The 21,731-nt window shown below is 36.5% G+C and carries 21 protein-coding genes; 8 read left to right on the top strand and 13 right to left on the bottom strand.

Annotated features, from left to right (window positions below; all coding sequences use genetic code 11):
• Positions 1–12: 12 nt before the first annotated feature.
• Positions 13–498: a hypothetical protein gene (locus H4J65_RS09895; RefSeq protein ID WP_182197974.1), complete on the top strand. Its 486-nt coding sequence runs from the start codon at positions 13–15 to the stop codon at positions 496–498.
• 76 nt (positions 499–574) lie between these two features.
• Here H4J65_RS09895 and H4J65_RS09890 read toward each other — a convergent pair whose 3' ends face one another.
• Complete coding sequence (locus tag H4J65_RS09890; protein WP_182197972.1) at positions 575–1,414, bottom strand: universal stress protein; 840 nt, start codon at positions 1,412–1,414, stop codon at positions 575–577.
• Between the two features lie 224 nt (positions 1,415–1,638).
• Here H4J65_RS09890 and H4J65_RS09885 point away from each other — a divergent pair, with 224 nt between their 5' ends.
• Together H4J65_RS09885 and H4J65_RS09880 are read left to right on the top strand one after the other, a co-directional pair.
• Positions 1,639–2,427 carry a hypothetical protein gene (locus tag H4J65_RS09885; protein ID WP_182137831.1) on the top strand — a complete coding sequence of 263 codons (789 nt, stop codon included), beginning with the start codon at positions 1,639–1,641 and terminating at the stop codon, positions 2,425–2,427.
• A 13-nt stretch (positions 2,428–2,440) separates the two neighbouring features.
• On the top strand, positions 2,441–3,298 hold the full coding sequence (locus H4J65_RS09880) for a mechanosensitive ion channel family protein (RefSeq protein WP_182197969.1): 858 nt from the start codon (positions 2,441–2,443) through the stop codon (positions 3,296–3,298).
• A gap of 172 nt (positions 3,299–3,470) precedes the next feature.
• Here the strand turns inward: H4J65_RS09880 and H4J65_RS09875 are convergent, their stop codons facing one another.
• The 7 genes from H4J65_RS09875 to H4J65_RS09845 form a co-directional block, all read right to left on the bottom strand.
• Complete coding sequence (locus H4J65_RS09875) at positions 3,471–3,944, bottom strand: group 1 truncated hemoglobin (protein ID WP_182197967.1); 474 nt, start codon at positions 3,942–3,944, stop codon at positions 3,471–3,473.
• Between the two features lie 20 nt (positions 3,945–3,964).
• Positions 3,965–4,798 carry a DUF3034 family protein gene (locus H4J65_RS09870; RefSeq protein WP_182197950.1) on the bottom strand — a complete coding sequence of 278 codons (834 nt, stop codon included), beginning with the start codon at positions 4,796–4,798 and terminating at the stop codon, positions 3,965–3,967.
• Positions 4,791–7,109: an EAL domain-containing protein gene (locus H4J65_RS09865; RefSeq protein WP_182197948.1), complete on the bottom strand. Its 2,319-nt coding sequence runs from the start codon at positions 7,107–7,109 to the stop codon at positions 4,791–4,793. Before H4J65_RS09865 ends, H4J65_RS09870 begins: the two co-directional genes overlap by 8 nt.
• Entirely contained in the window at positions 7,099–7,758 is a 660-nt protein-coding gene (locus tag H4J65_RS09860) for a methylamine utilization protein (protein WP_182197944.1), read from the bottom strand. The genes H4J65_RS09865 and H4J65_RS09860 overlap by 11 nt, the downstream gene beginning before the upstream one ends.
• Before the next feature lie 196 nt (positions 7,759–7,954).
• Positions 7,955–9,643 (bottom strand): bifunctional diguanylate cyclase/phosphodiesterase, encoded by a 1,689-nt coding sequence (locus tag H4J65_RS09855; RefSeq protein ID WP_182197942.1) that lies wholly within the window; start codon positions 9,641–9,643, stop codon positions 7,955–7,957.
• Positions 9,644–9,689: 46 nt separating this feature from the next.
• Positions 9,690–10,112: a response regulator gene (locus tag H4J65_RS09850; protein WP_182137838.1), complete on the bottom strand. Its 423-nt coding sequence runs from the start codon at positions 10,110–10,112 to the stop codon at positions 9,690–9,692.
• A gap of 45 nt (positions 10,113–10,157) precedes the next feature.
• Entirely contained in the window at positions 10,158–11,930 is a 1,773-nt protein-coding gene (locus H4J65_RS09845) for a CHASE domain-containing protein (RefSeq protein ID WP_182197939.1), read from the bottom strand.
• 573 nt (positions 11,931–12,503) lie between these two features.
• Between H4J65_RS09845 and H4J65_RS09840 the strand changes: the two genes are divergently transcribed.
• Both H4J65_RS09840 and H4J65_RS09835 read left to right on the top strand, forming a co-directional pair.
• Positions 12,504–13,139, top strand: a complete 636-nt coding sequence (locus H4J65_RS09840; RefSeq protein ID WP_182197937.1) for a phospholipid-binding protein MlaC — start codon at positions 12,504–12,506, stop codon at positions 13,137–13,139.
• Between the two features lie 247 nt (positions 13,140–13,386).
• Complete coding sequence (locus tag H4J65_RS09835; RefSeq protein WP_310649826.1) at positions 13,387–14,058, top strand: mechanosensitive ion channel domain-containing protein; 672 nt, start codon at positions 13,387–13,389, stop codon at positions 14,056–14,058.
• 368 nt (positions 14,059–14,426) lie between these two features.
• On the opposite strand, the gene H4J65_RS09830 is transcribed toward H4J65_RS09835, so the two are convergent.
• From H4J65_RS09830 to rimK, 4 genes are read right to left on the bottom strand one after another with little or no spacing between them, the layout of a single operon-like run.
• Entirely contained in the window at positions 14,427–15,299 is an 873-nt protein-coding gene (locus H4J65_RS09830) for a mechanosensitive ion channel family protein (protein ID WP_182137841.1), read from the bottom strand.
• Between the two features lie 24 nt (positions 15,300–15,323).
• Positions 15,324–15,755: an ATP-dependent zinc protease gene (locus H4J65_RS09825; protein ID WP_182137842.1), complete on the bottom strand. Its 432-nt coding sequence runs from the start codon at positions 15,753–15,755 to the stop codon at positions 15,324–15,326.
• Between the two features lie 16 nt (positions 15,756–15,771).
• Positions 15,772–16,791 carry a succinylglutamate desuccinylase/aspartoacylase family protein gene (locus H4J65_RS09820; RefSeq protein WP_182138007.1) on the bottom strand — a complete coding sequence of 340 codons (1,020 nt, stop codon included), beginning with the start codon at positions 16,789–16,791 and terminating at the stop codon, positions 15,772–15,774.
• 8 nt (positions 16,792–16,799) lie between these two features.
• Entirely contained in the window at positions 16,800–17,705 is a 906-nt protein-coding gene (gene rimK / locus H4J65_RS09815; protein WP_182137843.1) for a 30S ribosomal protein S6--L-glutamate ligase, read from the bottom strand.
• 136 nt (positions 17,706–17,841) lie between these two features.
• Between rimK and H4J65_RS09810 the strand changes: the two genes are divergently transcribed.
• Positions 17,842–18,687: a LysR family transcriptional regulator gene (locus H4J65_RS09810; RefSeq protein ID WP_182137844.1), complete on the top strand. Its 846-nt coding sequence runs from the start codon at positions 17,842–17,844 to the stop codon at positions 18,685–18,687.
• Positions 18,688–19,266: 579 nt separating this feature from the next.
• Here the strand turns inward: H4J65_RS09810 and H4J65_RS09805 are convergent.
• Positions 19,267–19,554 carry a hypothetical protein gene (locus tag H4J65_RS09805; RefSeq protein WP_182182857.1) on the bottom strand — a complete coding sequence of 96 codons (288 nt, stop codon included), beginning with the start codon at positions 19,552–19,554 and terminating at the stop codon, positions 19,267–19,269.
• 285 nt (positions 19,555–19,839) lie between these two features.
• On the opposite strand from H4J65_RS09805, the gene H4J65_RS09800 reads away from it, so the two are divergent.
• A complete protein-coding gene (locus H4J65_RS09800; protein WP_182197935.1) occupies positions 19,840–20,310 on the top strand; it encodes a hypothetical protein in 471 nt (156 codons plus the stop codon).
• A gap of 26 nt (positions 20,311–20,336) precedes the next feature.
• Entirely contained in the window at positions 20,337–21,731 is a 1,395-nt protein-coding gene (locus H4J65_RS09795) for a tail fiber domain-containing protein (protein ID WP_182197933.1), read from the top strand.

Raw genomic sequence — 21,731 nt, 5'->3', positions numbered from 1 at the left:
AAGAAGGTGTTTATGTCAACAAATTCAACAGGCTCCACCCAGCTAACATCAACAGCAATAGTCACACCTGTAAGCATTCCTAAACGTCATCCATTCATCAGTTGGTCATTGGCGATATTAACAGCCATGCTTGGAGTGTATTTATCGATAATACAATTTGCTGGTTTAGAATGGCTTTCTCGCAGTGGTTGTTTAATTGTGATACTGGGTGTTTGGTCCGGGTTGGGTGGTATAATACAAGAACGATTATTACTTAGTCGACTTAATTTTCATCATCGCATAGTACTGGCTCGCACTAAAAGAAAATTACATAAATCCAAGGTATCAAGCGAAAATATAGCAAGCGAAATTCAAAGCATTGAAGATGACTTTGAAGAAAAAACCGGAAAATTATTACAAGCCGTTAGATTACAACTGGGTATTCTTGAGGTTTCATTACTTATTACAGGGACGTTATTGTGGGGATTTGGGGATTTATTTTTTATATTGCGTAGTTAAGTTAAGTTAAGTTATAAAATATTTGACTGATAAATAACGATAATTTTTATTCATCAGTCAAAAACAGCAAAACTAGTTAAGGAGTATTGATTAAAACCATATCACTATTTTGATGGCTAATAAGTGCTGAAATTGTTGAGCCATTGAGCCACTTGTCAAATAAGCTGTGCTTTCTACAGCCGAGTACGATTACGTCTATTTTATTATCGTCAACGTAAGTGAGCAAAGCATGCTCTGGTGTACCACGAACAAAGGTTAACAAGTTTTTTGCGCATTTTACTTGTTCAGCGAAACGATATATTTGTTCTTTGTGCAAGGCCTCAATTTTTTTTTCGTATTCAATCGCCAAAGGTGGAATGTGAATAACGTGTAATAAAAAGGCCTCTGTTTGCTCTGCGGGTGTGCACCACTGGCGCATAAAGAGATAAACTTTACGATCAGACTTGTTGTCGCTGTCATCTTCATGAAATGGGTCAATTGCCCCGATGGCTTTACCATCAGATAACCATTTTTCTTGGTTTAATATAAATACCGTATGCTGATTATTACTAATATATTGATTATCAGCCGAGGTAAGGCCAGATTTTGAGCGAATAATAACGACAGGATCTAGTGTGTTAGCCTCGTTATTTACTTGCTTTGACCAGTATTTTTCTTTACAGATATGCACCTTGCTCTTTGGGCAGTGCTGCTTAATTTTTAATTCAATTTGGTCAATTTTGTTTTGATGATTTGCCTGTAAGTTACCTGACATTGCGGCGAGTTCATTTGAAAAATAACGGCGATCAAAAAAGCGCTGATGATGATGTAAATACCAAACAACATTCGCTGAAAATTTATTTTTCAGTAGGCTTATCTTAGAAAAAATGGTATGAGTGATTTCCAAATCAGACAAAACAATGTGTAATGTTGTCATGATACCCTCCTTGAAGTGGTTGATAATTAACCGCAGTAAACGCCAATATATATGCGGAATTTTGTCTATACACAAGTGACTTAAGATAGCATAATCTATCAATATAGAAAGAAATTATTAATTGAAAAGTAAGCTAAATTTATACAGTTTCACAAGCTGTTAGGTACTTTAAAATTAGCTACTTTGAAATTAGATAACAGGCAAATAAAACAGAGAAAATTAAAATGCTGAATAATGCATGGTGGGGCGAGTTTACTTTTGACCTTCAACAACAACGCTGCTGGCGACTGGGTGAGAGAGCCATCATTCTTAAACGCTTAGACAATGAATGGAACAGTTGGAATCTAGAAACAGATACTGATAACAACGAGCTAATGGTTGTTGGCAATGGCGATGAAAATTACGCTATTGGTGAAGCAAAATTCGGCCGATATTTGCAACAAAGCACGTCTCAAAACGTACGGATATTACCTTTACTAGCAGACCGAGCCGTAGTGGCGCGCCCAGATACACCCTTAACTTTACTTGCGGGTGAGAAATCACGGTTATACGTTAGCACGCCTATTTGGTTCTCGGCTCAATTATTACCTAAAGGTGAATGCTTACTTGATTTACCCTTTTGGCGACCGTCTGACTCTTGGTTTGGTCCATCGACAAGAGAAGGGCAAATATGTTACGCAAAATATACTGAGGCCCGTATTCAGCTTAATAATATAGACAAACGGCCACATCGCGCAATAACCCCAATTACTGTGATTAATAACCATAGCAAGGCGTTAACCATAGAGCGCATTAATGTCCCGGTGACCTTGTTGCATTTATACGCTGATGAAGAACATCAACTTTGGACCACGGGCATTTCGGTGCATCGAGATGGTGATAGTGCTAATGTTGAACTGCATCTTGATAAGCAAGCGCCAGTTGAAGCCTTATCGCCGGTGTTAATTAGTGGCCCAAGAATCGCAACCGAACAAAGTATACTCATACGCAGTATTAGTAGCTTGTTTGCTTAAAAAGAGAGATTTTGTGAAAGACATCATAGCGTTTATCGAGCTACTAAAAGCCTCACATTTATTTGCTTTTATTCAGGCTACTTTATTGTTTATTATTGGTTTTATCATCGCGCGCTTAATCAGCAGTGCTATTGTTAAAGTATGTCAGCATAAAATGACGGCTCATGGGCAGTTATTCCTTAAAAGAACTATTTTTTACGGTATTTTAATTTTAGTTACCATTTCAGCCTTAGATAATATCGGTATTGATCTCAGTATTTTACTTGGCGCAGCGGGCATTTTTACTGTTGCTTTAGGGTTTGCTTCTCAAACGTCAGCATCAAACTTAATTAGTGGTTTATTCTTGATGATTGAACGGCCCTTTTCTATTACCGATGTTATTCGTGTCAACGACATTACCGGTGAAGTTATATCGATTGATTTACTCTCAGTTAAACTACGTACGTTTGACAACTTGTTTGTCCGTATTCCCAATGAAAGTATGATAAAAAGCGCGGTCACCACACTGACCAAATATCCGATTAGGCGTGCTGATTTAATCATTGGTATTGCCTATAAAGAAGACATTGAAAAAGTACGTAATATATTGATGGATATTGCGGCGAAAAATTTAATTTGTTTAGAAGAGCCGGCGCCAGTTTTTATCATAACTGGCTTTGGTAGCTCTTCTATTGATATTCAGTTTTCAGTGTGGGCGATACGAGAGAATTTTCTAACCTTGAGAAATAGCATGTATATAGAGATTAAAAACGCGTTTGATCAGCAAGGAATTGAAATACCTTTTCCACACGTAAGTTTATATGCGGGTACGGCGACAAGCCCTTTTCCACTTTCATCTACTAACAATGACAGTGACAAAAGCGATAAGTAATTTAGCCGCTAGTTTAACTGCGCATATAAAGTTTTAACAAGCACTAAAGTTACTGGTTTAAAACGCTATACTGGAGCATGTAACCGACACTGTTTTTCAATTAGCTTGTATGCCAGCAGCTTTAGCCCCAAGTTTACTGACAGTGTACTGACAGTGTACTGACAGAAAGTTGTTATATTTTAATGATGGTTTTTCTGAGTGGCGCAAGTCGCGCTAATAATTTGTTTTGGATTGGGTAGCTAATATCTGCATTATCCATAGCCTCAATAAAAAGCTCAACAAAATGATTAAATTCGTTTTTATTGATATACATACCTTGATGAATATCTTTCATACTGTCACCTTTGTATTGACAAGGACCGTCAGCTAAATGGCATAAAAACACCGTGAGTTGGTCTTTAAAACGGGTGACATTACTTTGAGCAAAATGAGCAAACACCACATCATCTTGACCAATAATATTAATTAAATTATCAATGATGTTATCAAGTGCTGGCTTTTCACCCATTTCTTGATAAAGGCTGGGCTCGGTCTGTGCATGATTATTACTATCAATGTGGCTATCACTATGACTATCAATATTACTGCTAGGCGAAGAGCAAGCTAAACAACTCATTAATAGCAGTAATATTATTGATTTTGTCATATTCACTATTCCATTTTTCATTATAAATACCACATAGTTGATAAATACCAACCGGTTTGTTTGTCAATGGCGGCAATACTACCTAAGTCAACATAGGCCAATGTCACGCTAAGATGTTTATTGGGAAACCAGGCAATGAAAATATCTTTCCAGTGGTCTTCACCCAAATTTAAGTTATCAGGTTTTTGCCTAAATTCGACACCAAGGGCTAAGTGTCGGTTAAGTAAAATAGCGCTTGAAACTTCTAATTGAATTTTTTTCTTTTCATGAGCACCACCAAAACCCAGCAAGCCTAGTTGATTGCTTTTAGTATGTCTGGCGGTAACGTTCCATAACCAGTTGTAACCATTAATAAAGCCTAGGTGCAGTTTACTTGCGGCGATGTAAACATCAGTGCCAGTATCTTTTTTTGCACCTAATGAAAATGCGACATCACTGGTTTTTAATCTTTTTGATTGAATGCCTAAACTCACTTGCGGCATAGTGGAGTAGACTAAATCGCCAAATAAATTAATTTTTGCGCCAATAATATTTTGCTTTAAATGCAGTTTAAGCGGGGTTACTTCAAAGCTTTGTTTAGCATACGACAATTCTATTGTGTCATATAAATTTGCCTGTACAGCACAGCTATCTAAAGAAAAGTCTTTAACAGTAACTCGACTACATACCGCACTGACCGAGATACTTTCTTCAGTCGCATAGCCGGCTAACTGCGCCCAAGGTACAATGCCACCGCCGCCAGAGCCTTCAATTTGAGAAACCCCTGGCGTGGCTAATATTTTACCTTCAGCTGAGCAGTTGGCAGAGCAAAGCGCAAGAAAACAGCCATAAAGTAAGGGTGATATTTTATTCATAGGCATTTAACCATATTAGTAATTCAGCTGATTTAATGGGACGTGAAATAAAGTAACCTTGTGCATGGTTACATTTCATCGCTTTGAGCATATCTAGAGACGCTTTATTTTCTACACCTTCAGCAACCACACTAAAACCTAATTGGTGGCTCAACTCTATGGTAGATTGAACAATGTATTGGTCTTTTTCTGATGTGTCTAATTCAAGTATAAAGGCTTTATCTATTTTTAACTCATCAATGGGTAATTGCTTTAATTTACCTAAAGATGATTCACCAATACCGTAGTCATCAACAGAGATTTGTATACCGGTCTGCTTTAACTGTGTGAGTCGACTAATCACTAAATCTTCATTAGTCATAATATCTCGTTCAGTTATTTCTAAGGTAACAAGTTTAGGATCGACATGGTATTGTGAAATTTTTTCAAAAATAAAGTCAATAAAATCAGTATGGATCATGTCCTGCGCTGATATATTGATGGCAACCTTAAGCTTAAGGTTTTTAGCTTGCCACTCTTGTTGCTGCTTAAATACCGTATCTATGACCCAATGGGTTAATTTAATAATAAGCCCCGATTGCTCAGCTAAATCAATAAATAACTCAGGAGAGACAAATTGTCCATTCGGTTTTATCCAACGAATTAATGACTCTACTTTTTCTATTTTTCCGTTTTCTAAATTGAGCTTGGGTTGATAAACCATGAACAACTCGCCATCATCACGTGTTAATGTTTCTCTGAGTTCTTCAAGTAAATTTAACCTTTCTAAATAGGCTTCATCTTCACCACTTTGGTAAGCTCTTAGCGTTGCATTTTCTGTTTTTGCAGCTTCCAAAGCAATAGTCGTTCTTCGCACTACTGCTTTTACATCGCTACTTTGCTCGGGGAAAAGACAAGTGCCAAGACAATAATTTAAATTCAACCAGAGTTTATTAACTTTTAACGGAGCTCTTAAAGGCGGTAAAAAATGTTCAATAATATCCTCATAACTTTCATTGTTTTTTAGGTTAATAACCACCCAAAATTCAGTACCTGAAAATCGTCCTACCATTAATGTTTGTTCTGGATAAATGGCTTTAATCCTTTCGACAACAGACCTAAGGGTAAGATCACCAGTGCTTGAGCCTAAACTATCGTTTATGCGTTTAAAATTGCGTACGTTTATTGCCATCAGCAATAATGAACCGTCAGTGTTATGATCATGTAAGGCGATTTTTTCTGCCAGCAGTTCAAGAAAAGTAGTGCGATTATAAACATCGGTTAACGCGTCATGTTTTGCCTGATAATTAATTTTAATTTCACGTTGTTCAATTTTTTTACCCATTTGAATAAAGCTGCTGTAAAGCCGGAGCACTTCTACACCACCGTCTGACATCATACTGTTATGCTCATATTTACCGCGAGCAAAGTCATGGCTTAATTGCGTAAGTTGCTGCAGAGGTTTAGTGAGGCTTCTGGCAATAAAACTACAAACAATGGCGGTAATGCCAATGATCAAAAGCGAAATTAACAGTGTAATAGCGACTAATTTATCAAGCTCTATATAGCTTGGAGATAAATCTACAGACAATTGTGCAATGTATTCATGATTTTGCGAATCAGTAAATGTTATCAGCTTGTTCTCATAAAGCTTTCTTTCAAAGAGTAACCACGAGTTATCGGTTTTCTTAAAATGTTCTTTATGGCTGGCATCGATATTTTGCAAAGTCGATATAATCAGTGCATCGTTATAAATAAAGCTAACTTCAACCGTCATTAGCCTTTTTAACTCATTAACGAAGGCCTGATCTATTTGGAAACCTATGACAGAGTAGGCAATGGTTCTGGGTGCTTCAACAGGCAAAACAATGAGTTGGTATAAATTACCACCAAGCAGCATTAACTGAGTTTTATTCAAGTTTTGTTTTATGGCCATTAAGCTTTGGCTTAAGGTCGAGTCAAAGGTAAGTTGGTTATTACTTGAAGAAATAATTTCACCATTTAAATCACTTAGCACCATTAAACTCGCATTAATTCGAGAACCATGGTTTTGTAACACGCTAGCAATAGTGGCCTGATCACGTGAGGCAACCGCTTGCTTAAAACCGAAGTCTGCCGTCAGCACTTTTGATGCCGTCAGCAGTAATTCTTCTTTGGCTTGTAAATACTCTATTAATACGTTTTCAGCACTGGTAATACGTTGATTTATTTGTAGGTTATGTGACGATATGGTTTTCCACAAAGACACGGCTAATAAACTGGCCACCGTTAAAACAACCAGTGACACACCTAGAAAAGTGATTTGTTTACGTAGAGTAAGTTTACTGGCCATTTTTTTTGAAGATACTTTGAAAGGTATTGCGTGGCTCAGGCGCTTCAACAACTAAATTAATCACCAATGCGCCATTATTATTTTTGCTTTTAGACAAATCTTCATAACTCATATTTGTTAAGCGAGTCACCGAACTTGCATGCCAAACATTAACGCTATCGTATGCAACCGTATCTGCTAATCTTGCTATGCCTTGCTCGTTAGTCATTAATACCTGCGTTGAGCTAGCAATATAAATATAACCAATCATGGAGTCGTGTATGTTGCAGCCTAATACAGCCACGCCGGCAACATCAAACTGTAATGGTGCTTTAGATTTTCCTGAGTAAAGTTTTAATTCAAAAGGTTTTACCGATGAAAACGAGTAAACATGATGCCTGATGTTGTCACTATTGGGGAAATTAACATAGTCACCTTGATGGATAACTAACACCTCGGGTTTAAAAAGTTTATCAACCTGATCCATAATCAAAGTATTTGGTGGTGACACAGCCTCAGCAGCAGGATTGGTTACAGAGAACTCCAATACTGCATTTTTAAGTGGCAAGCCATGTTGATCTTGCACTAGAAAAGACGCGGCGCTTGCTTGCGTACAAAGTACTAAAAGCGTAATAACAATGCTTGAGGTATTTAAAAGACGATTTATCATAATTTCCTTTTAAAACTATTTAGGTAAAGTATCAATAAGAACGCTGATTGAGCAGACTTATTGCAAAATAAAATCAGTGACTTAACCTAGCTATATCTTAAAATCAGATTAAGTTTTTGGTCAGGTAATTGCAAACTAAATATCAAAACCAAAGCGCTTAAATAAAACGGTACCGTGAGTAGGGCAGTGAAATGCATTAGAGATATTTCTTCTCAATGCATGCAGTACTTAACGGTTTAGAAAAAAAGTAGCCTTGTATGCGCTGAATATTAAGTTGTTGGCATAAACGTAAATTATTTTCATCTTCAATACCCTCTGCGACAATATTTAAGCCTAAAGAATGCAGCATAGCGGTAAGGCCATCTACTAAGGCTCGTGTTTTTGGCTCATTGGAGGCAAGCATTAACGACTTGTCAATTTTAACGGTATTAATGGGGAAATTTTGTAAATGTGATACTGACGAAAACCCAGTGCCAAAATCATCTAATGCAATATGGCAACCTAACTGGCTAATTGATTCGATAACCGCAATCGCTTGACTACTGTTGTCAAGTAAAGCCGTTTCAGTGAGTTCAAATTCTATCAATGCTGGTGGTACCTGATATTTTTCTATTATGCTTTTGATGAAACTGATCAATGTTCTATCAGCCAATTGTACGCTTGATAAATTAATGGCGATGGATAATGCTTTGTCGCTTTGTAAATTCCATGTTGATATTTGATATATGGCTTGGGCTATCACCCAGCGACCAATATCAATAATGGCACGAGAAGACTCAGCGATAGGTATAAAACTATCTGGAAAGTGCAAGGTGTTTTGAAAGTTCCAGCGTATTAATGCTTCAAAGCCGATAACTTGTAATGTGACTGTGTCAACTATAGGTTGGTAATGTAATATAAATTCATCGCGCTCTAAAGCACCAACTAAATTAGCTTCAATTTGGTATTGTTGTAAAAATTGCTCTTGCATTTTTTTTTCAAAATAGCATATTTGATTTCGACCCAATTTTTTTGCGCGATACATGGCAATGTCGGCATATTTAAGTAATTCAGTAGCGCTGATGCTATTGTCAGGGAATATGGCAATACCAATACTTGCGCCCATTTTTATTTCTATACCTAAAATATTAAATGCCTCATCAAAACAATTTAATATCCGTTGAGTTACTCTGGTTGCATTGTCTACAGATTTTAAGTGGCTTAATATAATAGCAAATTCGTCTCCACCTACACGCGCAAATAATTCATTTTCACGCAGGCACTTGTAGACTCTGTTGGATACTTGTTTTAACAATAGATCGCCAATATCATGACCATGGCTATCGTTAATGAATTTGAAATTATCAAGGTCGAATAATATTAAGGCTAATTTAGCGTCATCACGAGGTTGTTGTGTAATGTTTAAACGTAAAGCCTCTTCAAATACGTAACGATTAGCTAAGCCAGTTAATGAGTCATGTTCTGCTAGCTCTCTTGCTTCTTGGTAACTTTTATAAAGTTTTTTCTCTAATTCAAAGCGTGTTTGAGATTGTAGTATTGCACGTTGTAACCTTGATGAAGTGACCTCTGATTTAAGTAAAAAATCTTGCGCACCATTTTTGATGCATTCTAACGCTAAATCTGACTCTTCAGAATTACTCAGCATAATAATGGCAACAGATTGATCTACTAAAGCGCTGCGTAACTCTAGTAATAATTCAATACCGTCACGTTTAGGCATGCGGTAATCTAATAACACCACATCAAACTTTTCAGCTTTGAAGGCTGCTAAGCCTTCATCTACTGACTCAGTTTCAACAATATGACAGTCGCTATTAGCTTTATTTAATGTTCTTATAAGGTGTTCGCGATCGACAACGTCGTCGTCAACAATTAAAATATTCAAATTTTATCCTTTCGTGATCATCACGGTAAAAGTCTGGCTGATTTGTTTAACTTTCTGGGAAAAGAACTATTTTCCAATAGCCTTTGAGCACCTTTACGATGTCTAAAAAACCGTCTCCTACTTGATCTTTAATAAAGTAACCCGCGATATTTTTTTGGTAGCTGGCGGTAATATCTTTATCTGATTTTGATGTCGTTAAAACAAAAATAATACTCTTGTCTAATTGTGGATCTTGACGAATCTTTTCTAAAAACTCTAAACCATTTAAACGCGGCATTTGTAAATCAAGCAATATAATATAAGGAGAGGGTACAGCACCGCTGCGCAGTAACTCTAAGCCGTGTAGGCCATCAGTTGCTCTGATAATGGTGTTACCTAGGCACAATTTGTCAAAGGCACGCGTTATAGACATAGCATCGACATCGTCATCTTCAATTAATAACAGCGTTACTTCTTTTTGTTCAGTCATTTATCCAGTTATCCGTTTATCTTATTTAATGCCAGTATTGAGTTGCTATATTTTTGTTGTAATGGGCCATAAAAGCACTATGGTAGTGCCTGTAATACCATCGGAGTCAATCGTTAAACTGCCGCCATAATATTCGATGGTTTTCTTTGATAATGACAAGCCCATACCACTACCTTCCACTTTATCCCTAGGTCGTAAAGTTTGAAACATTTCTAACGCTTTATCAAATAATTCGCGTGGAATACCCGGGCCGTCATCTTGTACACTAATATGGTGCATTTTATTCATTGTTTTATACAATATTTTAATGTGACCCGTGGGTTTATCGTGATGTTTTACGGCATTTGACAGGAGATTGCGTAGTATAATTTCTATTGGCGTTCTAGGCAAAAGTAATATCTGCTTTTCTACCGACAAATTAAAGCCTGTTGGGTGATCTATTAGACTAAAAATCTCGTTAGCTATTATGGCTAAATCAAATTTTTGAGGTTTATATTCATGTCGGCCAATACGAGAGTAGTCGAGTAAATCGTCTAGTAACCTATTCATTCTGTCAGTGCGGCTATTAAGCAATGTTAAATGTTTTTTGGAGCCCTCAGGTAATATGCTTTCACAATCCTCAGTGATCCAACTGGCTAATTTTTTTATGGCATTTAAAGGTGACTTCAAATCATGTGAAGCTACATAAGCAAACTGTTCAAGATCTTGGTTTGAGCTAATCAGACGTTGAGTGCCAATTTTGAGTTCCTGAGTCATATCGTCAGCATAGATTAATGCTTGCTTGTTTGCTCTTGAAAGTACAATAAACAAGGCGAGTATCAAAAGATCAATAATAATACCACCCGCTAATATGAAATACGGTTGATTAGAACCTGAAGCCTCTCGAAAGAATAAATTTGAACTAACAATAAACTTCCATTCTCGGCCATAGAAATTAACATCGATATGCTTAATAAAGAGTGGATTAGCGTCTATTTCAATACTGTCGACATTATTTATATCATTATATAATGATTTACCATCGTCGCTAATATGTAATGAAACATGGCGTTGCTCAACAGCTAAGGTGCCGGAAATAAGTTTAGACATAATAAAAGGCGCATAAGCCACGCCTTGTATCGACGCTTGGCGAGTATTTACTGAGTTGTGCGGCATACCTTTTTTATAGAAAGGGGCATAGAAAAGAAATCCAGGCGTTTGTTTCTCGTCTTGTACCAGGGTAATGGGTCCGGTTAATTGTGCTAAACCTGTATCTCTGGCTTTTTTGACCCCCAAGTATCTATTTTTTTCAAAGGCTACATTTAAACCCACAGCCTGTTTATTTGTTAAGTACGGCTCAATAAAGGTAATTGGCCAAAGTTCTTCATCGGGATATAAGGGGTGGATGCTAAAATTTGGTCGGCTTTTTTGCTGCTGTAGAATAAAGCTATTATGTTGGTCAGACTTAACATTATAAATTAACCCTAGGCCATTGATGCCAGGGTAGGTTTGGTCTATGCGTAGGCTATTGCTGTAGTTTTCCCATTGCTGGTTAGTAATATCACCTTCGCTAGCATCAACATGAGCGACAGCTCCCCATAAGGCGTGTTCATATAGCTGCATTCTTTCTTTAACAAGTTCTATAACGTGCAAAGACTCACGCTCAAAACGTTCAGCCACTCTTGTATTAACCTGCGCTGAAGCAATGTACCATGCCCCAATAGTTAATATGGTTGAAAGGATTAATATTAACCAATGTATACTGTGAAATCGACTTGCATCAATTAATTTTTGTCTTTTAATATCAGTATGCGTTACTGCTGTCACACTATTTTTCATTAATGGTGTCTCGATATGTTGTTTTAAATACCTAAGATAAATATTAAGACCTATCCTTGGTGCTAAAAATTAATACACATACCTCAACAATATTTGCTAAAGATGATCACTTAAAGTGAATTAGTTAACATTGAAGGTATAACACTGAATAATGGCAGTGAAATAAGAGCAATAATAAGGTTAACTGTGCCTTAAGATAATATATAAATAAGTGGATTACCAGTACATTGCCACTGTACCTAAGACGCTAAAGTGATTATCAACCTAACTTGTGTTTTTTTTAAACAATTGTTGAGTCAGGTAATATTATAAGGATTCTAATACGGATAAAGTAAACTTAAAGTTCACCAATAGTGGATTTAAATGATATTTTTTAGGGTATTACAGAAAATATAACCTAGTTTATTTAATTGTTAACCTTCATCTTAACCTTAACAAGAACAAGTGGTTAATATTTTTGTTACCGCGAAGCGTTTAATTAATTTATTTGATTAGTTCGAATAAATTAATGCGCTTGCTAGCTTGATATGAATGACTATAATTATGTTTATATATTATTTATTGAGTAATGAAATGACAAGCAAACGTACCTACAACACTAATTTGATCAGTGTTGTTATTTTCACCATGGCGCTTTTAATCACAGCGACTGTTTTTGCGTCTCCTGACGATGCTAAAGCTAAGGTAAAGCAGATATTTAGTCAGGTTGAAGCTTCGCTAATTAAATTAAAGCAAACTGAGACCTTAACCAAGACGAATATTAAAGACGTGTTAAACAAGTATTTATTGCCAGAAGTCGATACCCGATACTTTACTTATAAAATCTTGAATAAAAATTTCACTAAGGTTCCTGAAGAACTCAGAGAGCCTTTTATCGCTGAGTTATCGTTACAGCTTATCAATACTTATAGTAATTTATTAAATAAATATGATAATGAAGTGATCAATATCGGCGAAAGTACCATCTCTAAAAGTGGTAAAATGGCGATGGTTGATATCACCATTGTTGGCAGCACTAAAACCAATAAAGCCGTGGTTAAATTATTACAGTCAAGTACACAAGCCTGGCTTTTCTTTGATATTGAGGTTGAAGGAATAAGCTTATTGCAAACAAAACAAGCAGAAATAAATGCCAGTTTTAATAAATTGGGCATAGAAGGTACTTTGCTACAGTTACAGAAAATTAATCATAAAGTCGTTGAGGGTTAATTAACGCTAAAAGTTAACAAGGATTACGAGCTATTAAGCACCGCTAAGCATCAACTAAGCATTACTATCAGTAACTAAAAATTACAAGGCCATTATTATTTTATATATAGACACTATGGTTGAATTTTTATTGCAACATAAACTCTTATTAACTCTACTATTCATTATGGCTTTTTATGCCACTAAAGCATTAATAATCAAGCTGATAAAAAGAAAGTCTAAGAAAAGTAAAAGATTAAAAATTAATATGGTAAATAATATATTTACTTTATTAGTTATTATTTTTATTTTTAATATTTGGTCGAGTGAAATTCAAAGGTTTGCTTTTTCAATTGCGGCCTTTATTGTTGCCATAGTATTTGCAACAAGAGAGTTCATTCAATGCTTTATTGGCTTTATTTATATCTTATCCAGTCGACCTTTTCGCATTGGTGATTGGATACAGGTAGGAAATTATTATGGTGAAGTGCACTCTAACGACTGGGCAAATTTAACGCTTTTAGAAGTTGATAAGCACAATTATCAATATACAGGTAAAACCTTGTATGTGCCTAACAGTCAGTTAATTACCTCAGTTATTAAGAACCTGAATTTTTTAAAACGTTATGCGATGCACCACTTCATCATTGTGCGTGATGACAGTGTTAATCCCTTTATTTTTATTGATACACTTTATGAAAAGGCAAATTTATATTGCATTGAATTTAAAGAGGTGGCTATGCGTTATAATCAACTAATAGAAAATCGTTTAGATATCAGCATTTCTGGTCCTAAACCTCATATTCAAGTAGCTACTTCTGAACTTGGTGATACACAGGTGGTGTTTTCTATTTTTTGCCCAACAGAAAAGGCGCTTGGGATAGAGCAAAAGCTTACTGCGGATTTTATGAAACTGTGGTTTGAAAATAAAAAAGTTTAGTGCTGCTTATCTAATTTAGACTGTCTAATTTGAACTGAATTAATCTTAACTGAATTAATCTTAACTGAGTTAATCTGCGACTGATTAACTTTAAGGTGATTATTTTTTAGATGATGAATTTAAGCTTATTTTATATGAAAAAATCAGCTTGCTTGACGTGTCATTTATAAATATTGACCGATCAATTAAGCTGATGTAAGTGTTAAAGTAATCTAATTAACCCGTTAATTTCATTAAGTTATTGTCCACTTGTGCTCGTTAACTACACTAAGGTAACCGTGTTATTAATTACAATAGTCGGTTGTTGAGCGACAATATTAATCAAAGTAGTATTGCTGTGCTTATCATTAAAGATAATTAACTGTTAATTAACTGTTAATTATCTTTAATGAGCCATCAAGGTGTATGTCTCGTTGCGGATATGCCACGACAATATTCTCTTGTTCAAATAATTCTTCCAAACGAAATCTTACGTTGCTTTTTGCAATTCTTAAACCACTTTCCACTCTTGAGTTGACCCAAAAAGTGACTTCAAACATTAAGGCATTATCGCCAAAGTCGTCAAAGGTAACTAAGGGTTTAGGCTCTGTTAGCGCTTCAGCTTGTTCTGTGGTTGCTTGCATAATCAAGCCCGCAACTTTTTTGGCTGGCGAGCCATAAGCGACACCCACTTTAACCGAACATCTAACAAACTGGTCTACTAAGGTCCAGTTAACCACGGTGTTTTCAAGTAACTTGCTGTTAGGTATTAATAAATGTACACCGTCTACTCGCTTTATACGGGTTGACCGGGTGTTGATTTCTTCCACTAGGCCTTTGGAGTCTTCAATTTCTAAAAAATCGCCAATACGAATAGGGCGCTCCCACATTAAGATCCAGCCACTGATAAAATTATTAATAATATTTTGTGCACCAAAACCAAAACCGATAGCAATGGCGCCAGACAAAAAAGCAAAAGCCGCGATCGGCACATTCATAAAGTCTAATATGCTGATCATAATAATGGTTATCGCGATAACATATAAAACGCGTTCCACTAAGTGAATAATATTAGGGTCAGTTTTTTTTGTTGTTAAACGACTACTGATTAACTTAATTAGCCACTTGGTTAACAATATACCCATAAAAATTATTATGGGTATAAAAAGAATATCGCCTATCGTGATAGGTTGCTCTGATATCGTAATAACGATATGAGAAAGTATCACTTTCGCTTGTTCTATAGTCTGTTCAATAGTCATACTAAAACCTTAATAAATGGTATGTTATGAATTTACAAAGGCTTTTGATGGGTCTATAAGAAACCTTTCACCAATTGCCTCGCGACCAAATAACATTAAGTAACTCATATCTGAGCGGTCAGTTAAAGTTATTTCAATCGGCCAAAGTTCACTACCTAATTTTACCGGTGTTGATATTACATAGCGTTGCTCTGAGGTACCATTTGAAGATTTAACTCTTCTAATGTCATGAATAGGGGCTTCACAAGAAATCATATTTTCAACATTATAGACATCAGGGTGTAGGTCAAATCGCACCATCACCTTACCATTTTTTTTAAATTTTGTAATGTTATCAACATGTAGAGAAGAGGTTTTAGCGCCGGTATCAACGCGCACCTGTATATCTGTTATCGCTAAATCAGGTAGCGTAATAGTTTCCAAACTACCAATAATTATTTTTTGTTTTGTGGTCATATCACGTTACCTTATTTTAAACGTTGTTCTCTGGTAGTAGGTTGTCTTGAGCACTCTCTATTTGCTCAAATATATGTTTGTCATCTTCTTCAAAGTAGGCAATATGAAACATAGCTTCACCTTCTTGTACTAAAGGAATATTTTGTTGACCAATTAATATGCCAGATCTACTGGCTTTCACCACATCAATAATTTCGCCATACGGACTGCCAATTTCTGCCAGTACATCACCTTTTTTTATTTGTTCACCTAAACGAACGCGATGATTAACTATGCCACTGGCATTAGCGCGTAACCATTGACTGCTGTTAGCAACAAAGGGTGCGATAATTTTTTTGCGCGTCGACGAAGCTTTACGCATGCCTAAATGCTTTAATACGTTAGTAATGCCTCTCATGCCGGCGCGAATTGAAAACTCATCAAAACGTAAGGCTTCTCCAGCTTCATAAAGCAATACTTTAGTATTATGTTTTACCGCCGCCTCTCTTAATGAACCATCAATAATATTTGAATTTAATACCACAGGAACGCCAAATACCTGCGCAAGCTCTTTGGTTTCTGCACAAGATAGATCGGCTCTAATTTGTGGTAAATTGGAGCGGTGAATTGCGCCGGTGTGAAGATCAATGCCGTAATCGCAATGTTTAACAATTTCATTGAGAAAAATATAGGCTACTCGCCCAGCCAGCGATCCTTTTGCTGAGCCAGGAAAACAGCGATTAAGATCTCTTCGGTCAGGCATGTAGCGACTTTGGTTCACTACGCCATAAACGTTCACCATAGGAACGGCTATTACGGTTCCTTTGGTGATTTTAAATTTATTTTCGCTGATTAATCGCCGAATAATTTCAATGCCATTTAACTCATCACCATGCACCGCAGCACTAACAAAAATAGTAGGCCCAGGTTTTTTTGAACGAATAATATGTACAGGTAAAGAAACGTCTGCATCTGTATATAACTTGGCTACAGGCAAGTCTATCTTGCGTTGTTCACCAGGTAATATCACAAATTCACCTATTTTTAATGGACCCATCATTACCCTTATCCTTTACCACGAGTTTTATTGCTGTTTGGTTTGGCATTTTTTTCTAAAAATTCAAAAATCATACCGGCAATGTTTTTACCTGTTGCGGTTTCTATACCTTCTAAGCCTGGAGATGAGTTTACTTCCATCACCATAGGACCATTTTTGGAACGCAGTAAATCTACGCCACACATATTTAAGCCCATGGCTTTTGCCGCTTTAATTGCTGTGTCTCGTTCTTCTTTTGATAACTTCACCACTTCAGCACTACCACCGCGATGTAAGTTAGAACGAAATTCACCTTCTGCACCTTGTCGTTTCATGGCAGCAACGACTTTGCCACCGATAACTAAACAACGAATGTCAGCACCACCGGCTTCTTTGACAAATTCTTGTACCAAGATGTTAGCTTTTAAGCCCATAAAGGCTTCAATAATTGACTCAGCGGCTTTTGCAGTATCAGCTAAAACAACACCGATACCTTGCGTGCCTTCTAACAACTTGATAACAACAGGTGCGCCACCAACATTTTTAATTAAATCTTTGGCATTATCAGGTTTACTGGCAAAGCCGGTACGAGGTAAGCCAATACCTTTACGTGATAACAATTGTAATGAGCGCAATTTATCGCGAGAACGACTAATAGCAACTGATTCATTAATATTAAAGGTGCCCATCATTTCAAATTGTCGCGCAACCGCTGTGCCGTAAAAGGTAACAGAAGCACCGATACGAGGAATAATCGCATCATACTTAGGTAATTCTTTACCGTGATAACGCACAGCCGAATGGCTACTGGTTATATCCATATAGCAATGTAGAGTATCAATAACATCAACTTCATGTCCCATTGCTTCGCCTGCTTCTTTTAAGCGTCTTGTAGAATAAAGATTTTTATTTCTTGATAATATTGCTACTTTCATAATGGCTACCTGTTCATTTCACTTTTATTATTTAAAGTGATGTAAATATTGAACTAGAGTGTATAGTCAGCTTCTAAAATAATAAAACGCAATATTTTGACCAGTTCAATCAAAATATTTGATTAGAGAGGGTTTTATGAAATTTGAATTATTAACCACATTTTTGGAAGTAAGCCGAACATTACATTTTAGAATCGCCTCTGAAAATCTTTTTATTACCCAGTCAGCCGTTAGTGCCCGCATAAAGCTTTTAGAAGATGACTTGGGTGTTTTGCTGTTTGATCGTAGTAATAAACATCTAAAGTTGACGACTGAAGGTCTTCGACTAATAAAGCATGCCAATGAAATACTTTTTATGTGGCAAAAAACCAAGCACGATGTTGGTGTAGTCGAGCATGATGCGCAGCAACTTGCCATCGGTTCGTTAAACTCTATCTGGGATATTGTCTTACAAGGTTGGTTGCAGAAAATTCACCGTAATTTAGACAGTGTTAGTTTATTTACCAGTACCTATTCGCCCATGGAGTTAAGAAAAAATGTTATTGGCCGCGTGGTAGATCTTGCGTTTTTATTTGAACCACCATTTATCGAAGATTTAGTCACCGAGAAAGTAGCCACAGTGCCACTGCATTTAGTAACCACAAATCCCGATCACATTGAAGGCTCGCATGTCGACAATTATATTATGGTAGATTATGGTGAGTCGGTAAATACTCAGCATATGCGTGAATTTCAGCATGCTCCACCGGCAAAACACTTTATGAGTCAGCCTCGCATCGCCTTAAATTATATTTTACAAGCGGGGGGAGGTGCACACTTGCCTCGGCAAATGACTTTTGAACATGTTGAAGCGAATAAGTTGTTTGTTGTTGAAAGTGCGCCGGTTTATCATCGTGAAATATTTGCCGTGTACCTAGCGAAAAGTCAAAAAACCGAGGTTATTAAGCAAGTGATAGGTTTATTTCCCAACATACATTTTTAGCGCAATCGACTTTATAAAATAGATTAATAGCTTGTCGTTAAGGGTTGAATAACCAATACAACTTTAACCCTTAACGGGTAATAAGTTTGTTTTTTTAATAGGGAACTAGACAGGCTAAAAGTATTTTACTCGGATAAAATAGAGTCTGTTTTATGGTCTAATTACTTTGAAATAATGGTCAAATAATCTACTAAAATCAGTGGGGCATCACTTAATAAAGTCTATATACCTTCAAAGCAGCCTGAGGCAAAGCTATTCAACACTGCAAAAATTAATGGTGTAAACCCAACGGTTATACTTAAGACAACAAGCTTCATATCAACAATAATCGTGCAGAGTGAATGGCAAAAACGTTTATCTTTAGTCAAAAAATTATTTGTTCTCAAATAAAAGTCATTTTTAAGAGCTAGTCTGATATTGCACACGATAAAATAAATACTAAAGACAAGTGCATTAATTAAGTTTGACTATCTTCTGTGTCGTCTTAAACATTTGAATAGCACATCAGTCAATATTGATAAATGATCATCTTGTAACATAGAGCTTAGCTAAGTGCTTTGCCTAGAACATCACACCAAATTAACCAACCGGATCAGAGTCATCTATATCATTGTCAGGTAATTCAGCATCTTCACTGGTATCAGTGTTAGTTCTGCCGATGTCAGAATCATCTAAATCATTGTCAGTTAATCCATCGTTTTCATTAGTATCAGTGTTAGCTCCGCCAATATCAGCATCACCGACGTTATTAGCAATAGTTTCAGTATTTAAATCGACAGCAGGGGGCAAGGACAGCGCTTTATCGTCATTTCCACATGAAATAAGCATAAACAACATTGAGCAATAAAACATACATTTATAAAACATGATAAACCTTGTTATTAAGTGGTTAAATTGGTTAATAAATAGTTAATTATATTAACATGTGGTTAAGAAGTAAAAGTTATAGTTGAAAAAAATAAAAAAATGTTTATTATTTAATTTCTGTAGTTTCTGTAGTTTCTGCAATCTCTGCAATTTCTGCTTTTTCTGTGTTTTTAAGTAGAGTAATCCTATATTATTAGTTCAATATATGCAATTCACAAAAGTAGTGTTTTCATGCAATGAGAACGTTTGTGTATAAATAATAAAATAACCTGAAAGGTCACCAATATGAATAGCAAACACATTTTTCTATCGTCAGTAATAAGTTTACTGCTCAACTCACCTTTAGTGATGGCAACTAATCAGGTTGAAAAAACAAACACAGAGAATGCGACTACTCTAATCGCTAATGAAAACTTTAGTGGTACTTATATTGGTTTTACTAACCCCAAAAATGTCTTTGCCTCTACGTTAACCATAGTAGGCCCTAATGGCTTTTCTGTCAGTGAATCGGTTGATATTGAGATTCCCGCTATTGAATTATCCGCTTTTGGTGTATTAACCGATGGTTTGTACACCTATCAGTTAACCGCTGCACTTTCCGATGAGTTTGTTGTGGCAACTCATCAACCTTTGAATAATGGCCGAGGTGAAAATGAACGTAAGCAGTTACATAAAGCGATTAAACAAAGTGGCCATTTTTATATTGAATCAGGTGAAATTAAAAATTTTGCTACTCAGACCCATTCAGTTGAATAATAAATTAGCTAATCAAGAGATATAATATGAAAAATAGAAAAATTAGATTAGTGAAAGCGCCCATTATTGCACTCATCAGTGTTGCCGGATTTAGTAGCTTTTCAGCACTAGCTGATCAACAAATACAAGACGATTTAGTTGTTACTGGTAGTATTTGTACTGGATTTGATTGCGTCAATAACGAAAGTTTTGGTTTTGATACCCTAAGGCTCAAAGAAAATAATCTCCGGATAAGGTTTCAAGATACCAGTGGAACTGGTGCTTTTCCAACTACTGATTGGCAAATAACGGTTAATGACTCCATCAATGGCGGCGTCAATAGATTCAGTATTGACGATATTGATAGCGGCAAAACCCCATTTACTATTTTAGCTAGTGCACCATCAAACAGCATGTATGTCGCTAGTAGTGGTAATTTAGGATTAGGCACAGCAGCGCCAATCGTTGATCTGCATGTGCGCGGTTCTGACACGCCAACTATTCGCTTAGAGCAGGATAGTAGTAGTGGTTGGAGTCCACAAACTTGGGATCTTGGCGGTAATGAAACAAGCTTTTTTATTCGTGACATAACTAATGGTTCGAGAATGCCCTTTAGAATCATGCCGAATGCACCTTCTAACAGTCTTTATATCGCAGCTGATGGTGACATCGGTTTTCAAACCAGCACACCAGATGGTCTGTTAGATATTGCACACCCTAGCAATTTCAATAACCATGCATTTTTAGTCAGCCCTTCAGGCGTTGTGGGTGTTAATATTGACAATGGATTTGTGCCTAATGGCTTATTTGATATTCAAACAACTGGTGGCTTATCTCAGTTTATGGTCAACACTAACGGTGACGTCGGTGTTCAAACCAGCACACCAGATGGTCTGTTAGATATTGCACACCCTAGCAATGCCGACAACCATGCATTTTTAGTCAGCCCTTCAGGCGATGTTGGTATTAATATTGACGATGGACAAGTGCTTAATGGCTTATTTGATATTCAAACAACTGCCGGTTCCTCTCTGTTTACGGTTAACACTGACGGCACAATCGGTGTTGGTGTTCAAAGTGTTAACGCCTCAAATGTACTTGAGTTTGCCAACACTGCACACTTGACAACAGGTGGGGTATGGACCAATGCATCAAGCCGTAACTTAAAAAATAATATCACTGATATTAGTGCCGAGGTTGCACTTAATACGATTAAAGCGCTTAAACCTGTTACTTTTACCTACAAAATTGAGCCTACTGAAAGTTACGCGGGTTTTATTGCCGAGGATGTACCTGAAATAGTTGCCACTAATGATCGTAAAAGTCTAGCGGCAATGGATTTTGTTGCTGTACTGACCAAACTGGTGCAAGAACAACAAAAAGTAATAGAAAATTTGCAGCGCCGTGTCGAGCAATTAGAGCAAAGTAAAAACATGCAATAA

Source organism: Colwellia sp. MB02u-9 (assembly GCF_014077085.1).
Lineage (GTDB): Bacteria > Pseudomonadota > Gammaproteobacteria > Enterobacterales > Alteromonadaceae > Cognaticolwellia.
The sequence above is the reverse complement of the archived record's forward strand: the minus strand, read 5'-3'. Positions and strand labels throughout refer to the sequence as shown.